Below are 15,619 nucleotides of genomic sequence, written 5' to 3'. Positions count from 1 at the left end.
CAAAGAAAAGCCCGGCGCGAGGCCGGGCCATCCTGAAGCCAGTTCGATCGATCGTTAGTTCCCGAACTTGTAGGTCAGCCGCGCCATGACGGCATCGGCCCGGGCTTTGACCTTGTAGGTTTCCGGATTGGCTCCCAGCGAGCCATCGTCGAAAACATTGTTTCCGGTGCTGGTCTTGGAGCCAAGATCGATATGCGTATAGTCGACGCCAAGGATCACTTTGTCGGTGAGGGCGTAGTCGATGCCCGCGCCCACGGCATAGCCGTTGTGCCATTCATTCTGTTCGTAGGTGACGAGAGCGTCGTTGTCCCGCGCCTTGAAGCCAACCTTGCCACCAGCGTAACCGCCTTTGGCGTAGATCATGAAGCGGTCGAACGCATAACCGACCTTGCCCACAACGGTGGCGTAGTGCTGAATTTTTCCGGTCTCGGTATCGCTGTCCGGGAAGTAAGGGCTGACGATCGTCTTGTCGATTCCGGTGAAGGTCCACGAAGCTTCGCCGCCCAGCACGAACTGGTCCCATTGATGCTGCCAGCCGACATGCGCGCCGCCCGCTATGTTCGTGTCGCGGAAACCGAATCCTTCGGTTCCGGCTGGAACCAGATCGGTAAAGAAGCCGCCATTCGGCTGCGTGACGTCCGTGGCCCTGACATTGCCATTGGCGAAGCCGATATGCCCACCGACGTAGAAGCCGCTCCAGTCGTAAGCCGATCCGGCAACCGGCCCTGTCATGTCCGCCGCCGAAGCAGCGGTCGCGCCAAGCCCAGCCAGCGCGGCAATTGCGATAAGTCGTTTCACTGAATTCCTCCGATCCACCCAGATCCCATCGGTGACACAAGCATAGTCGAAAATGTGAAAATAAAGTGTGATGATTTAGCCGCACTGCTTTAAAAATCAGCAGGTTGCGAAGCAGGAAGTAAAAAGAAGAGTAGGCGGATCAAGTGGCATACCCTACCAAGCCAAGTGCTGATCAAATTCTTTCGAACAGACAAGAGACCGAAGCAACACAGAGAATGAAATCGCCAATACGTTATAAACCCAATAGTCAAACGACGGACGTTTCCTCAATTACCTACAAATATAGTCCGCCTTTATCCAAATAGAGATGGAACATAGGAAGCAGACCTCTCTTTTCGGCGGAGGCGACGGCGCATCGACCGGGTATCAGCCGGCCTGCCGGACGATGGTTCCAATCGCACTGACCAGAAGGCGGGCGGCGGTGAGGGCCGAAAGGCCGCCAATGTCAGCCGGCGGATAGAGTTCGACAAGGTCGAAGCCAATGAGTCTCGCCCGCCCGCCGAGCCCCCGATGAGGTCGATCGTCTGCGTATAGGTGAGGCCGCCGGGCGTAGGCGCTGCCACGCCCGGCATGATGCCGGGATCGAGACCGTCGCAATCGAGGGTGACGACAACCCGCGCGCCTTGCGGAATATGCCGAAGGGCCGCTTCCACGCCTCGGGCATGAACCTCGCGCGCGGTCACGAAGCGGCTGCCATGGTGCTGCGCCGCTTCGATTTCAGCGAGGCGGGCGCTGCCAACGCTCCGCAAGCCGACCTGCACCATGCCTGCGACATGGCCCATCTCGCTCGCCCGCCGCATCGGGCTCGAATAGCCGTAGCGTTCGCCATGCACCTCGTCGCGCCAGTCGATATGGGCGTCGATCTGCAGGATCCAGATCGGTCCATGGTCGGCAAAGCCGGCGAGGAATGGAATGACGACGGAATCGTCGCCGCCAAGCAGGATCGGCACGGCGGACAAGGACAGAACCTCACGCGTCTTCGCCTCGATCCGGGCCCGGTTGCCGGCATTGTCGTGCATGGTCGTCGCAATGTTGCCGGCATCGATGCAACTGGCCGGCCTGCCATCGAACAGTGGGCCGCCGAGATCGAAATCCCAATGCTCGACGAGCGGAGCGTCAGCCTGGCTGGCAGCGCGGATGGCATCGGGTGCGGATGCCTGACCGCCGCTGTCCTGGCCCGGATACGTGGTGCCGTGTCCGGCTCCGAAGATCACCGCTCGGGGCGCGCGACCATCGGCGAGATGGTTGGGTAGGCCGAGAAAGGAGGGAGAGGCGGTCATGTCTTTTGCGGTTCCGTCAGGAATGTTTACAGGAAGACTGCTAACTCTGGTTTAGACCATTGCCCGACTTCGCCACAGTGTGGGAGTGTGAAACGCTCTTGGGGAGGGCCTGGCAGTGCCGAAATTCTCTTCGCGGACAGGCTTCCTTTTCGGCCTATGCGCAACGCCCGTCGCCTTGCTGCTTGCACTCTTCTCAGGCGGATCCGGACACGGAGACTATGTGCTGGCGCGCGTTCTCTATCCGATACCAATGCTGGCAACGCTGTTGACCAACGACACCATCACCGGCCTTTCCGTGGGACTGGCCGTGCTGCAGTTTCCCGTCTACGGCTTGTTGGTTGCTCCGGCCGGAGGCATGAGATGGCTGGCGCTTGGCATCCTCCACGGTGTTGCAATCGTGGCGGCCTTCAGCGGGGCTCTGGCGAGTTTCTAGGGGCATGCTCGCATCTGCTCAATGCCTTCCGCAGCTACGTCCGTAAGTCGCATAAGATAGATTATGGAACTTGTACTCTGTGCGCTGACGTGGGAATTGCGCGTTTTATTGTATGGAACCATCACGACACCTGCCTCTGGCGATAGATCCGAGACAGGCCGCGAACACCCAATGAGCGAGTGTCGCTATCGCCCTGACTCATAAGGGATTTCGATCACCATGCCGTCATAGGCCGGCACTACGTGATCCGGCGTCTCTGCCATCACCGTGGCGTAATCCAGCGGCACATGCATGTGCGTCAGCACTGCCTTCGTCGGCTTGAGCTTCTCGATCCAATCCAGCGCCTGGCCGAACGACAGATGGCTAGGATGCGTGTTGTACTGCAGCGCGTCGATGACCAGCATGTCGAGGCCGCGCAGCCGCTCGACGGTCGCAGCCGGGAAATCGCTGATATCGGGACAATAGGCCAGCCCGCCGATGCGAAAGCCGAGCGAAACGATGTCGCCATGGATCTGCGGCAAAGGCTCAAGGGCGAGGGCACCGCCCTCGCCTTCGATCACGACCGGTTTGGCGTGGTCGATAAAATGCGCCTCGACGATCGGTGGATAGGAACTGCCGGGCGGCGTCTTGAAGCAATAGCCGAACGCGTCGCGCAGCCGCAGCATGGTCGGCTCGTCGGCGTGAATATCGATGCGGCGGCGCTGCTCCAGCACATAGCCGCGCAGATCGTCGATGCCGTGGATATGGTCGGCATGCGGATGCGTGTAGATGACAGCGTCGATCCGCTTCACCGATGCCATCAGCATCTGCTGGCGAAAGTCCGGCCCGGTGTCGATGACGACCGTGGTACGAGCGCCATTGCCGGCAATCCGCTCGATCAGAGCCGCCGCGCGCATGCGCCGGTTCTTCGGATTTTCTGGATCACAATTGCCCCAGTCGCCGGTGATGCGCGGCGTACCGGGCGACGAGCCGCAGCCAAGAACGGTAAGGCGCAGCCGGTCGCTCATCGTTCAGGCCTCGGCCGGACGCGGCATCTTCGTAAACAGCCGGAAGAAATTCTGCGTCGTGATGACGGCGATCTCGGCATCGCTGACGCCGATGGTCTCGGCGAGCACTTTAGCCGTGTTCGCGACATAGGCCGGCTCGTTGCGTTTGCCCCGATGCGGCACCGGCGCCAGATAAGGCGCATCGGTCTCGACCAGCAGCCGCTCGCGCGGCACATCGGCAGCGATGGCCCGCAGCTCCGTCGAATTCTTGAAGGTCAGGATGCCGGAGAAGGAGACATAGCCGCCCAACGCAACGCCGACTTCGGCCAGCCGGCGTCCGGACGAAAAGCAGTGCAGGATGAAAGGGAAGGCGCCCTTCCCTGTCTCTTCCTCTAGGATATGGGCCATGTCGTCGTCGGCATCGCGCGAATGGATCACCAGCGGCAGGCCGGTCCGGCGCGCGGCGGCGATATGGGTGCGAAACCCTTGCGCCTGCGCGTCGCGAGGCGCCTTGTCATAGAAATAGTCGAGGCCGGCCTCGCCGATCGCCACCACCTTGGGGTGATCGGCAAGCCGCACCAGCTCGTCGGCGCTGACGTCGAGCTCTTCGGCGGCATTATGCGGATGGGTGCCGACCGAGCAATAGACCTCGCTGAAAGTCTCAGCGATTTCAAGGATTTGCTGAAACCGCTTCACGCGTGTCGAGATCGTCACCATGCGACCGATCCCGGCGGCGAGGGCGCGGGAGACGATATCCGCCCGCTCCTCGGCAAAATCCGGAAAATCGAGATGGCAATGGCTGTCGACCAGCATCAGCTGTTGCCATCCTGCTCGACATAGCGCGGAAACACGCCCTCCGGCGCCGGCAATGCGGTACCGGGCACCAGCGCGTGATCGGCGTGGACATGCTCGAAAGCACGTTTGTCCGCCGGCACGGCCAGCAGATCGAGCAGCTTCGCCGCCGATCCCGGAACGAAAGGCTGGCAAAGCAATGTCACCCGCCGCACGACTTCCGCCGTCGTCCACAGCACCGTTTCCATGCGCTCCGGATTGGTCTTCTTGAGCGCCCAGGGTTCCTGCGAGGCGAAATAGCGATCGGCTTCGGCCACGACGCCGAAGATCGCCGCCAGCGCCAGATGGATGCCCTGCTCCGCCATAGCCCGGCGCGCGACGGCAAGCGCTTCCACGGCCTGGTCGAGGATCGCCGTGTCGGCCTCGGTGAGTTCGCCGCGCTTCGGCACCACGCCGCCGCAGTTCTTGGCGATCATCGACAGCGAGCGCTGCGCCAGATTGCCGAGGCCGTTGGCGAGGTCGGCATTGGTGCGGTTGACGATCGCCTCATGACTGTAGCTGCCGTCCTGGCCGAACGGTACCTCGCGCAGGAAGAAGTAACGCACGCGGTCGAGACCGTAATGCTCGACCATGGTGAAAGGGTCGACGACGTTGCCGACCGATTTCGACATCTTCTCGCCGCGGTTGAACAGGAAGCCGTGGGCAAAGACGCGCTTCGGCAGTTCGATACCGGCCGACATCAGGAAGGCCGGCCAGTAGACCGCATGGAAGCGCACGATATCCTTGCCAATGATATGCGTGGCCGGCCAAAAGCTCCATTTCTCAGCTTTTGTATCGGGATAGCCGGCGGCGGTGATGTAATTTGTGAGCGCATCGACCCAGACATACATCACATGCTTGTCGTCGCCCGGCACCGGAACGCCCCATTTGAAGGCGGTACGCGAGATCGACAAATCCTTGAGCCCGGACTTGACGAAGCTCATCACCTCGTTGCGGCGCTCGGCCGGACCGACGAAATCCGGCTGGCTTTCATAAAGCGCCAGCAATTTGTCCTGATAGGCTGAGAGCCGGAAGAAATAGCTTTCCTCCTCGTTCCATTCGACCGGCGATCCCAGCGGCTCGCGGCGCACGCCATCCTCGCCAAGCGTGGTTTCGCTTTCGTCGAAATAGGCTTCCTGCCGCACCGAATACCAGCCGCTGTAGCGATCCAGATAGATGTCGCCATTGGCGGCCATCGCCTTCCAGATCGCCTGGCAGGATGCGTAATGGCGCGGTTCCGTCGTGCGGATGAAGTCGTCGTTTGAGGCGCCGACCGTCTCGACCATCGAGCGGAAGATTGCCGAGTTGCGGTCGGCAAGCGCGATCGGCGGGATGCCTTCATTCTCGGCGGTCTGCTGCATCTTGAGGCCGTGCTCGTCGGTGCCGGTGAGGAAGAACACATCCTTGCCGTCGAGCCGCTGGAAGCGGGCCAGCGCGTCGCTGGCAATGACCGTATAGGCATGGCCGATATGCGGCTTGCCGTTCGGATAAAAGATCGGAGTGGTCAGGTAGAATTTTTCGCGTGACATGAATGAACCGTCATGAATGTCTGAATGTCAGTTGTGGCGGTGGATATCGCATCGGAACGTCGATTGCCATCCCGAGGCCGATGCATGTCGCCCAAAAGGTGGCGGCGGCATGCATCAGGCAAACCGTCACATTCGCATCGCAGAATTCAAGCGTTCGATCATGGTCAAAGCATGCTGCTTCTTGTCGAGATTGTAGGTCTCGGCTTCAGATATCGTGTTCAGCGCTTCGTGCCAAGCCTCGGACAGCGTTTTGGCCCTGGCGAGATCGCCGGCTGAAGCTGCATCGCTGGCCGCCGACGACAGCAGGTCAAGCGCGCGGCTGTTGAAGATATCGAACTGGATCGACTGGTCGCGGCCGGCCACGGCCTCGGCCAGGCGGTGGGCGCCAGCAATGTCGGGCCTGTTGGCCGCCACCAGCGTATCGAGCGCGCCGGCAATCTCCAGCCCGCCATACTGGGTGAGCAGGATCGCGTTGCGGGCGCTGCCCCCTGCCCGCTCGGCCAATGCCGCGCGCGCCGCCGGGTCGTCGGGCGGCGGCGGCTCGATGCCTTGCAGCACCGCCATCAGTTCATCTTCGGCAAGCGGCGCAAGCCGGACCATCTGGCAGCGCGAGCGGATCGTCGGCAAAAGGCTGCCCGGCGCATGCACGATCAGGATGAACAGGGTGCGCGCCGGCGGCTCCTCGAGATTCTTCAGCAAGGCATTGGCGGCGTTGATGTTCATGTCGTCTGCCGGATCGACGATGACGACCCGGTAGCTGCCGTCATGCGAGGTCATCGACAGGAAGCGGTTGACCTTGCGGATCTCGTCGACGGTCAGCACCGTCTTGAAGCTTTTGGTCTTGTCGTTGGCTGGGCGCGTCAGATGCAACACCGAAGGATGCGCGCCGGTCGCAATCTGGCGAAACAGCGATGACGCCGGATCGGGAATGGCCAGCGCCTCGGGCGCCGTCCTGAAGTCCGTATGTTTCAAAAGATGGTGCGCCAGATGAAAGGCGAATGTCGCCTTGCCGATGCCGTGCGGTCCGGCAAGGATCAGCGCATGCGGCAGCTTGCCGGACCGGTATGCGGAGGTCAGCATCGCCGCGACCTCGGCATGGCCGATCAGCCGCGGTGTTTCCGACGGCTCAGGCACGCCGTCCAGCGTGTCGTGCTGCTCCGGGGCGATGCGTTCGAAGATCATGCCGGCGCCGCCTGCTTCCTTGGTGCCGGCATCCGCTCCTCCAGCGCCGCGAACACGGCGGCGGTGACGACATGCTCCACCGTGTCGGGATCGGCCGAAGCGTCGATGACGATGCAACGCTGCGGCTCGGCCGCGGCTATCGCCAGAAATGCCTCACGGCGGCGCTGGTGGATGGCTAAAGTCTCTTTCTCGAAACGGTCGGCCGCGTCGCCCGCGCCGCGCCGCGCCGTAGCGCGCCTTAGCCCTTCCGCGGGATCGATATCGAAGATCAGCGTCATATCCGGCATCATGCCGTTGATGGCGACGGCTTCCAGCGCCGTCATGAAATCGGGATCGAGGCCTCCGGTCACGCCCTGGTAGACGCGCGAGGAATCGATGAAGCGGTCGCAAAGCACGATCGAGCCGCGCTCGACGGCCGGCCGGATGACCTGCTCGACGTGGTCGGAGCGCGCGGCTGCGAACAGGATCGCTTCCATCTTCGGGCCGAACGGCTCGGCGGCGCCCGAAAGCAGCACATGCCGCACCGCTTCCGCGCCCGGCGAACCACCCGGCTCGCGCGTCACCAGCGCCTGGTATTTCTTGGCGCGCATGCGCCTTGCCAGCCGCTCGATCTGTGTCGACTTGCCTGCGCCTTCGCCGCCTTCGAAGGTGATGAAAAAACCGCTCGTCAATCGAGACTGCCTTTGTCCGCGCTGGCCGCTGTCATAGCTCTCGTCTGACAAAAGGTCCACGAACCAACCCGATCACAAACGTTTCTGACGCAGCCAGCCGACAGCCAGTTCCTTGGCGGCATCGAGCGCCCGCTGCGGCAGCGTGCCGACCGCGACCTTCTCGGCGGCAAAAAGCGGCGTTTGCTGGCTCAACGTGTCACCGATCCAAACGCGCAACTCGCCGACCGGTTGCCCCTCCTCCACCGGCGCCGACACCGGACCGTTATAGACGATCCTGGCGGTCAGCTTGTCGCGGTTGGCGATCGGCAGAAATATGTCCACCGGTCCTTTGGCTTTCAAGGCCACGCCGGACTTGGCGCCGCCAAAAACCTGCGCCTCGCCGACCACCTCGTCCTTGGCGAATATCTCGGTTTTCTGGAACGAGCGCGAGCCCCATTCGAGCAGCTTGCGCGCCTCCTCGGAGCGCTCGCGATCGTTTGCCAGCCCGCTGATCGCCGCGATGACGCGCGTGCCGTTGTGGCTGACCGTGCCGACCAGGCCGAAGCCCCCCTGCTCGCTGGCGCCGGCGACGAAGCCGTCGGCTTCGATGCCCATGGCAACCAGCGGATTGCGGTTCCTCTGCGCGATCTTGTTCCAGGTGAAATCCGGCTGGCCGTAATAATGGAAGAAGTCCGGATAGTCGCGCCAGATATGCAGCGCCAGCATCGTCAGCTCGCGCACCGTCGTCTGCTGGCCATCGGCCGGCAGGCCGGTCGAATTGACGAAAGTCGATTTCTGCAGGCCGATCTCACGAGCGCGCTCCGTCATCTGGGCGGCGAAATTCGCTTCCGAGCCGGCCATTCCTTCGGCAAGCACGATGCAGCCGTCATTGGCCGCCTGCACGGCTACGCCCTGGATGAGATCCTCGACGCGAACCGCCGATTTGAGCTTGGCGAACATGGTCGAGGTTCCCGACGGCGCGCCGCCGGTGCGCCAGGCGTTCTCGCTGACGACAAACGTGTCGTCGAGCGTCATGCGCTTCGCCTTGATGGCGTTGAAGACCATCTCCAGCGTCATCAACTTGGCCATGGATGCCGGCGGGATCGCCTTGTCGGCATCCTTGGCGAACAACACGGTGCCGGTGTCGGCATCGATCATGAAGGCTTGCGTCGCCTTGGTCTCGAAAAGCTGGGCGGCGGCCGGGACCAGGCCAAGGAACAGCAGGGCCAAACCCAGAAAACCGGCGCCCAGGAAACCGGCGACAGTCGAAAGAAAGCGGAATTGCATGAAATATCGACCACCCATTACCCGGGCCAAGCTATCAGGGTTCGTTTGGCCGGATCAACGGGCGGCAAAAAATTGATCAGTCCCGCACAACCAGCGCATCCGGCGCGCCATGCGACCAGGCAGCCTTGAGCAGATCGTCGACGCCGCCATGGCCATCCGGATACACATTGACCGCGTACCAGTCGTTGCCGTCGAGTTCCGTGCGCTGAATCTCGGTCCTGCCGAAGGGCTTCAGCGCCGCGGCGACCCGCTTTGCCTGGGCGGCATCGTCGAAGGAGCCGGCAGCGACATAGTCCGACGCGGGCGCCTGTTCCTGGCGGTTCGACTTCTTCCAGGATTGCAGGATGTCGGCCGGAGACATGCCGCTGGTATCGAGCGCGGCAAAGACATCGGCGCGCTGCACACGTTCATCCGCGTAGGACAGCGAGGCCATGGCGAAAGGCGAGTTCGCCGGCAAGGTGAGCTCGGGCCGCTGCGGCACGATCGGGCCGAAATCCGGCAGCACGACATCGCTGGCGCCTTGCACCGAGAATGCCGCCGGTTGCACGGTCGGCTGTTCCGACATGGCTGGCTGCCCGTCAAAAGCCTGTCCGGAATTGGTCAACTGCCCGGGGAACGGAACGGCGGCGGGCGTTCCGCCAACCGCGACGCTCGGCGACGGGCCGGCCATCGCAACCATCACGCCGGTCGGCAGGCCGTCCGACGGATCCGGCCGATTGTTGCCGGGATGGTAGGAAGCAACCAGATACTGGTCGTCGTCGCCGTCGAGTGGCGCACGTCCGACATATTCCACTTTGACCTTGGCTGTACCCACCTTGTCATAGTCGAGCATCTGGGCCGCGCGTTCCGAGACGTCGATGATGCGTCCCTCATGGTAGGGCCCGCGATCGTTGACGCGCACGATAACCGAGCTGCCGGTCTCGAGATTGGTGACGCGGGCATAGCTCGGCAGCGGCATCGTCGGATGCGCCGCCGTCAGATGCGTCATGTCATAGACTTCGCCATTGGCGGTCAGCCGGCCGTGGAAGGCATCGCCATACCAGGATGCGAGCCCGACCTTGGTGAAGCCCTTCCTGTCTTCCTTCGGATAATACCACTTGCCGCGCACCTGATAGGGCTTGCCAAGCTGGTCGCGGCCACCGCCGCGGCGCATGAAATCAACGCGCGGGCTCGCCTTCACTCCATATTCGGTTTCGGCGAAATATTCCTTTGAGCGCGGCTTGTTGTAGACCATGCCTTTCGGCTCGGGCTGCGAAGCGCAAGCGGCCAAAAGCAACCCCGAAAGTGCGCACAGGGCCAAAGCAGAAGCGCGACGAAGACGCGGGCGCGCCGAAGCCTGCATGTTTTCGATTGTCCCCTACCGTGCTGCCATTCGACGGAGCCAGAAGTCACCGCTATGCCAGCAACACCTTGATCCCCAATCCCTTTTGCACAGGAATTGCTTATCACGATGTTAATCGATTATGGCCGCAACAGGACGAGATTATGGCGCATGGCCTAACAATCTTCGCACCACCTGGCTTCGACGGTGATCCACAACCGCACCCTGCCTTGCAACCTGTGGATAGTAACCGGTTGTTCACCGTCGCGGGCAATGCTTGTTGCGCGCAACGACGAGCGATGTAAATCGTTGTGCAACGACCTCGTGGCGGAGCGGCACGCAGAGGATTGCAAATCCTCACACCCTGGTTCGAATCCAGGCGAAGCCTCCAATTACCCGGCTTTCAATATATCCATTACCCGCCGGACGTTGACGCCATATCGCAGCCAGCGTCCCAAACCTCTTGCAGACTCCCCCACGCGAGCCTTTTATTGCGTCTGACCGCCATGCGATGAAAATCAGTTCGCGCCCTGAGAAATAACGGCCCCGATCCCAAGATCGCGGGTTCGCCTCGATATACCAGTCGTCGTCGAGAGAGCTGTCACGACCGCCCCCTTTGGGCAGGCCTTCGGGTCGTATGAAAACTCGTCGGGATCAACAACGCCCGAAAATGTGGTTACCTCGCCGCAGGTGACCCTGACCATCACCGGATCATCGAGTGGAATATCGAGTTCTTTTCCGGCACTATCGAAATAGTGCAGTTTCAAATGGCACGAACCGCTGCTGCAATCCTGCTCGCCGGTTGCTTTCGCGATATAGGTGCTGTTCAGCCTCACAAACCCGTAGATCGACGGGATGATCTGAAGCCCTACGATCGCGATGAATGCCAGCACAGGAACAGCGGCCCTTCGCATGCCAACCGGCAGATAGTCAGTTGTCACGATCTGCAAGATGGCGATCATCAAAAGAAGCGACGGCGTGAAGAGTTCGCGCGCAAACCCGTATTTGAGCTGGTCGCCGCCGCCGACGATGAAACACATATAGGCAAAGGCAATGCCGAACGCGCCACCGATACTGACGAACAGGACCGGATCGGCAAAGACCGCCCTTACCAGCCGTGGTCGCGCGACCAGCAACAGGAACCCGACGATCGTCGCGCCTACAAAGAACGGGATTTGCAGGGCAAATGGCTTTGCCCAATTGGAAAGCGTCGGGTCGGTCTGGAAGATGAACGGCGTGCCTGCGGTATAGTCGACCTCACTGCAGATCGAGTAGAAGCATGGATCGATGAAGAATTGCATGAACTTCACCGGGAAATCCTGGATGCGAAGCAGCGATCCTTTGAAAGACTCCGGATCCATTCCGCCGGCATATTGGTCATACAGATGCACGTGGCCGAGAATTACGCCGTGCAGGCTATAGCCGACAGCGGCGCAAACCAGGAACACAGCCGCAGAACCGAGCAGGTGGATTTTTGAGACGCTGCGAAAATTGATCAACGCCCAGACCACGGCATAGGTCATCAACAGAGAACCAAGCGCCAGAGCCTCAAACGCTCGGATCGATGCGAGGATGCCTAAGGCCCCACCAGCCGCACCGAGGGAGAGCGGTGTTTTGCGTTCACTCGACAACAACAAGACGAAGGCGACTGCCGGAAGCGCCGCGACAAAATGCGACCACGGCACACCCGACTGATATAAATACATAGTCGAGGTTACAAAGATGACGAAGATTGCGATCGATACGGCAAATCGCGAGATATCGAACGGCGCGCGCACGCCATAAACGAAGGCTGGAAGCGCGATGGCGACTGCCGCGCAGACGCGATTGAGGAGAATGAGGGCGCTTACCGAATGGAGGGCGAATGCACTCTTGAGCGCCTGGACTGCAGCCAGATATCCAGGCCCCATGTAATTCTGGTCCGCAGCCCACGCCGCCTGCCCTTGGTCGGCGGCGGCCAAAAGCGTTAAGTAGAGCTTCTGATCAGCCCAACCCCGAGCGTTCTCATAGGTCTGCCCAAACCTCGGGAAAAGAAGACACACGACCACCAGCACGCCTAGGGCCATTACCTTCCGCAGGTCGACGTTCCACGATACCATATTAGCGGTCTATACTGGTAAAATTCCTGCAAATGCCGTTTCCGCCCGAAACTATGCTTAGAAAGACCACTTCCTAAGCAATAATTCTGACAACGAAGAGAGCGCCCGCTAAGATCAGTCGCGTTCGCGACCATTTATCGATTTCAAGCCTGGCCATTGCACTAGGTCCTACGGCCGGCGCCGTCAAGACAAGAGACGCGTCTACCATAACCGGGAACCACGAATTCGCCGGTCGCTGCGCTGGCGGCATCTTCTCGCGCCCTTTGGCCCCCACGGTCGCGCCAGCACGCGACACTCGACATCACACTCGACACTTGTGTCGTGCCCGAAATGCATGCCACGCCGCCGAGCAAGTTGACGCGCCGTTGCAGGCCGCTATAAGCAGCGAACGGAAAGCCAAGCAGTTGCAATTTGCGTAACATCCGGCTGTTTTAGCAAACCGGCTAGAACGAAAAAGCCAAGCAAAAGCAACGAGCTGGAGGGATGGCCGAGCGGTTTAAGGCACCGGTCTTGAAAACCGGCGTGGGCGCAAGTTCACCGTGGGTTCGAATCCCACTCCCTCCGCCAAGTATCAATGGTATGTCCAAGTACTTTCTTCGGCTATCGATATTAACAGGTGCGACCGCAAAGTCGCGTAGCAGCAAATGAAGCAGGCGTCGCCACCGCAAGGCGAATTGTGGCGAGCAACGCTTAAACTGCTTGACCGATTTGTCAGCCGGAGTCACCTTCGCAAGAGACATGAGCGGCGGAGGGAAAGCAACATGGCAAACGGCGCGAAGTCCTCATTGCGTGCATTCACCATTTCATGGTTCCTTGCGATCCTTGTTATCTTGTTGTGGTTGTTGCTTTTGCTTCTGATGTGGTTTCGCGTCGAAGCTCAAAAGGAGACCTGGGATCATATGGTCACCGTTATGACCGCGCTCCAGGCTCTGGCATTTGCTGCGGCCGGGGCACTTTGGGGCGTCAAGGTGCAGGAGATAGAAACCGACAAGGCTAAGGACGACAAGGCCAAGGCCGTTGACGTCGCGAGAAAAGGCAAAACGCTCGCGGAAATGATCGATGGACATCTCGCAAAACAAAGGGGCGGCGACCTCAACATTGTTGGGGATGACCTTGGAGGCTTGAGGCACCAGGCACAGATAGTCCGCGACGCCGTTTTGCCGGATTAAGCAGCTTGCGATCAGCGTGCTGAATTTCGCTGAGCGCTCTGGTTGGAGCCGTGAACCAGCTCGATCGATGCGACCCATGCTTTGAGATGTCAAAGATATGGAGATCTGCAATGCAATTCTCGATGGGAAGAACCGGTTCGTTCGCCCTGGGACTCGGCCTGGCGCTAGTGCTCGGAGGAACGGCCGTTGCAAAGGAACTGAGCGACCCTCTTTCACCGCTCACACAACCAAAGGCTCGGTCCTCTGCTTTGAGCGCGACTATTCCGCCGCGCATCTGGCGCAGCATCCCAAGCAGACGACCAAGTCGATCCTCCTCGCTTTCGAGCAGCGCTTCGTCACCATCGTGCTGCGGCCGCGCACCGGCGCCGAAAAGCGCATCTACGCGGCCTGCGACTGGCGGCAGGGTGCGGGGATCGATACCTCGGATCACAAGATGATCCCCAATTTCAACGGGCCCGCGGGGTTCGACTGCATGGTGACGAAAGACGACTCCGCCGAGGAAGCCGGCTACGGCCTGATCGACCCGGCTCAGGACGGACAGTCGCTGACGCTTTTCCTGCAGAGCCCGATCTATGTCGAAGGCAACAGCCCCAAGGAGGAAAGCCACAGCATGGCGCTGGGCAAGGAGGACCGGACCTTCGCGCTGACCCGAACCGACGCTAAGGCATGCGACCGGTATAAGCCTGTCTCGGAGGAGTAGCCAATCCGGGTCAGGAAGACGTTTCGTTGAATTGTCGCCCTAACCCGATACTTTGCTGAGCACGATCCTTCTTGGAAAACCGGTTCCACTGCTCTGGCCCAATGGAGACTAAACTTTCCACGGAGTGGTCTGTGATGGCCCGGCAAATACAAGCCTTCGCTTTGGCGATCTTCCTGGGTTCGACGGTCTGCGCGCATGCAGCCGACTTCGGCGATGCGGATTGCGCCGCCGGTGCGAAGATGAAGCCGAAATCCGTCATGTGCATTCCGCGCGTTCCGCGCAATTGGATCGTCTGCAGCGGTGTTCCAAACGCCGAGGGCGAGGGATTGTGGAAAGACACCGGCGTTCCCTGCGAACAGCCGCCGCCTAAAAGTCCGGCGGACTATCGGCCGGTCGCCGCCGTTCTCCATCCGCCCCCGCTGGCACCCGACGCGAAGCGCGTCATCGATCAGTTCAGCGGCATCTTCTTTCACTGCACACCAACGGCAGCAGTTAGCTGGACCGGCGATGCCTGCGCCGAGATCACCGAGGAATTCGCCCGGCAGGCAAAGGCGGCAAGCTTCCCCTATGCGCTTGTCGACGCGGCGGAGGCCGCCGCTGCCAAAGAGGCGAAGGGCCGAGCGGCAGGCATCCCGCCGGGCGGCGAGATGCAGTGGACTTTAACGTTCAAGACGGCAGAGTCGGGAGAGTTTTCGCTGCACCCGGCATTGACCGGAGTGGTCGAAATGCTGCCGGGAATCTGGACGCCGCAATCCGTCATCATCGGCGGCGACGTCTACTTCGAAAGCCAGGCGACAAGCGAAGACGCGGTCGGGGCAGCAAAGCAGCTGCTCAAGGCCGATTTCGACTACCTGCTGGCGGTCCACTGACCTGCGTGCGCTCGGTCCAGCCTTAGTCTGCGTAAGGCTTTCGCCCGCTTGCCCACGGCCGCCAGGCTTGGAGCCACACCCCTTGGATAAACCGGCTTCTACTTTGAAGAAAATGGCTGCGACGCAGAACCGCTGGCCAATACTTTTCCTGCCGCGTCCATCGCCTTCACGGTGATGTTGTAAAAATGGGTTCCGCTGTCTGGGCACGGCCCTTTGTAATGGAACGCCCCGTAAGGCAGCGATGTCTGTCCCTTATAGGCAACAGTCCCGCCTCCATGATTGTAAGATGAACTGCTGTCCGTCATCTTTATTTCGAGTTTTGTCGTCCCCTGGGGTACGCCGGAAACGGCTATCGGCGGTGATTTTGGATCAAAACATTTCTTCGTCGGGCCCCATGCGAAAGAAACGCCCATGCCGGAGGCAAACGCATTCGATGCGACGATCGCAAACCCAAGCGCAATCAAAAGTCTTTTCATAATTTCCCT

The 15,619-nt window shown here is 60.8% G+C and carries 14 protein-coding genes, 1 tRNA gene and 1 pseudogene; 5 read left to right on the top strand and 11 right to left on the bottom strand.

What is annotated here, in order from left to right:
• Positions 1-54: 54 nt before the first annotated feature.
• A complete protein-coding gene (locus tag AB6802_RS20575; RefSeq protein WP_371012019.1) occupies positions 55-798 on the bottom strand; it encodes an outer membrane protein in 744 nt (247 codons plus the stop codon).
• Positions 799-1,164: 366 nt separating this feature from the next.
• Positions 1,165-2,078, bottom strand: a pseudogene (locus AB6802_RS20570) (agmatinase).
• A gap of 220 nt (positions 2,079-2,298) precedes the next feature.
• Between AB6802_RS20570 and AB6802_RS20565 the strand changes: the two are divergent.
• Entirely contained in the window at positions 2,299-2,511 is a 213-nt protein-coding gene (locus tag AB6802_RS20565) for a hypothetical protein (RefSeq protein WP_371012018.1), read from the top strand.
• Positions 2,512-2,696: 185 nt separating this feature from the next.
• Here the strand turns inward: AB6802_RS20565 and AB6802_RS20560 are convergent, their stop codons facing one another.
• The 8 genes from AB6802_RS20560 to AB6802_RS20525 all read right to left on the bottom strand — a co-directional run bounded on the left by AB6802_RS20560 (position 2,697) and on the right by AB6802_RS20525 (position 12,351).
• Complete coding sequence (locus AB6802_RS20560; RefSeq protein WP_371012017.1) at positions 2,697-3,518, bottom strand: MBL fold metallo-hydrolase; 822 nt, start codon at positions 3,516-3,518, stop codon at positions 2,697-2,699.
• A gap of 3 nt (positions 3,519-3,521) precedes the next feature.
• Positions 3,522-4,310, bottom strand: coding sequence for a TatD family hydrolase (locus tag AB6802_RS20555; protein WP_371012016.1), 789 nt, complete (start codon positions 4,308-4,310; stop codon positions 3,522-3,524).
• The gene (metG, locus tag AB6802_RS20550) at positions 4,310-5,857 is read right to left on the bottom strand and encodes a methionine--tRNA ligase (RefSeq protein ID WP_371012015.1); all 1,548 of its coding nucleotides are present in this window, start codon (positions 5,855-5,857) and stop codon (positions 4,310-4,312) included. Before metG ends, AB6802_RS20555 begins: the two co-directional genes overlap by 1 nt.
• 126 nt (positions 5,858-5,983) lie before the next feature.
• Positions 5,984-7,039: a DNA polymerase III subunit delta' gene (locus AB6802_RS20545; RefSeq protein ID WP_371012014.1), complete on the bottom strand. Its 1,056-nt coding sequence runs from the start codon at positions 7,037-7,039 to the stop codon at positions 5,984-5,986.
• A complete protein-coding gene (tmk, locus tag AB6802_RS20540) occupies positions 7,036-7,710 on the bottom strand; it encodes a dTMP kinase (RefSeq protein WP_371012013.1) in 675 nt (224 codons plus the stop codon). The genes AB6802_RS20545 and tmk overlap by 4 nt, the downstream gene beginning before the upstream one ends.
• Positions 7,711-7,782: 72 nt before the next feature.
• Entirely contained in the window at positions 7,783-8,976 is a 1,194-nt protein-coding gene (locus AB6802_RS20535) for a D-alanyl-D-alanine carboxypeptidase family protein (protein WP_371012012.1), read from the bottom strand.
• A 76-nt stretch (positions 8,977-9,052) separates the two neighbouring features.
• A complete protein-coding gene (locus AB6802_RS20530; RefSeq protein WP_371012011.1) occupies positions 9,053-10,318 on the bottom strand; it encodes a septal ring lytic transglycosylase RlpA family protein in 1,266 nt (421 codons plus the stop codon).
• A gap of 497 nt (positions 10,319-10,815) precedes the next feature.
• The gene (locus AB6802_RS20525) at positions 10,816-12,351 is read right to left on the bottom strand and encodes a hypothetical protein (RefSeq protein ID WP_371012010.1); all 1,536 of its coding nucleotides are present in this window, start codon (positions 12,349-12,351) and stop codon (positions 10,816-10,818) included.
• A 522-nt stretch (positions 12,352-12,873) separates the two neighbouring features.
• Between AB6802_RS20525 and AB6802_RS20520 the strand changes: the two genes are divergently transcribed.
• The 4 genes from AB6802_RS20520 (at position 12,874) to AB6802_RS20505 (ending at position 15,134) form a co-directional block, all read left to right on the top strand.
• Positions 12,874-12,963, top strand: a tRNA-Ser gene (locus AB6802_RS20520).
• A 194-nt stretch (positions 12,964-13,157) separates the two neighbouring features.
• Positions 13,158-13,565 carry a hypothetical protein gene (locus tag AB6802_RS20515; RefSeq protein WP_371012009.1) on the top strand — a complete coding sequence of 136 codons (408 nt, stop codon included), beginning with the start codon at positions 13,158-13,160 and terminating at the stop codon, positions 13,563-13,565.
• Positions 13,566-13,908: 343 nt separating this feature from the next.
• Positions 13,909-14,265, top strand: coding sequence for a hypothetical protein (locus tag AB6802_RS20510; protein WP_371012008.1), 357 nt, complete (start codon positions 13,909-13,911; stop codon positions 14,263-14,265).
• 161 nt (positions 14,266-14,426) lie between these two features.
• The gene (locus AB6802_RS20505) at positions 14,427-15,134 is read left to right on the top strand and encodes a hypothetical protein (protein ID WP_371012007.1); all 708 of its coding nucleotides are present in this window, start codon (positions 14,427-14,429) and stop codon (positions 15,132-15,134) included.
• A gap of 98 nt (positions 15,135-15,232) precedes the next feature.
• Here the strand turns inward: AB6802_RS20505 and AB6802_RS20500 are convergent, their stop codons facing one another.
• Positions 15,233-15,610, bottom strand: a complete 378-nt coding sequence (locus tag AB6802_RS20500; RefSeq protein WP_371012006.1) for a phospholipid-binding protein — start codon at positions 15,608-15,610, stop codon at positions 15,233-15,235.
• Positions 15,611-15,619 lie beyond the last annotated feature (9 nt).

This window comes from Mesorhizobium sp. RCC_202 (assembly GCF_041355295.1).
Taxonomy (GTDB): Bacteria; Pseudomonadota; Alphaproteobacteria; order Rhizobiales; family Rhizobiaceae; genus Mesorhizobium.
The sequence above is the reverse complement of the archived record's forward strand: the minus strand, read 5'-3'. Positions and strand labels throughout refer to the sequence as shown.

Bases quoted from the DNA above. Each gene is read 5' to 3' on its own strand.
- AB6802_RS20560 (WP_371012017.1), bottom strand. From the start codon at position 3,518: ATGAGCGACCGGCTGCGCCTTACCGTTCTTGGCTGCGGCTCGTCGCCC.
- AB6802_RS20555 (WP_371012016.1), bottom strand. From the start codon at position 4,310: ATGCTGGTCGACAGCCATTGCCATCTCGATTTTCCGGATTTTGCCGAG.
- metG (WP_371012015.1), bottom strand. From the start codon at position 5,857: ATGTCACGCGAAAAATTCTACCTGACCACTCCGATCTTTTATCCGAAC.
- AB6802_RS20545 (WP_371012014.1), bottom strand. From the start codon at position 7,039: ATGATCTTCGAACGCATCGCCCCGGAGCAGCACGACACGCTGGACGGC.
- AB6802_RS20535 (WP_371012012.1), bottom strand. From the start codon at position 8,976: ATGCAATTCCGCTTTCTTTCGACTGTCGCCGGTTTCCTGGGCGCCGGT.
- AB6802_RS20530 (WP_371012011.1), bottom strand. From the start codon at position 10,318: ATGCAGGCTTCGGCGCGCCCGCGTCTTCGTCGCGCTTCTGCTTTGGCC.
- AB6802_RS20515 (WP_371012009.1), top strand. From the start codon at position 13,158: ATGGCAAACGGCGCGAAGTCCTCATTGCGTGCATTCACCATTTCATGG.
- AB6802_RS20500 (WP_371012006.1), bottom strand. From the start codon at position 15,610: ATGAAAAGACTTTTGATTGCGCTTGGGTTTGCGATCGTCGCATCGAAT.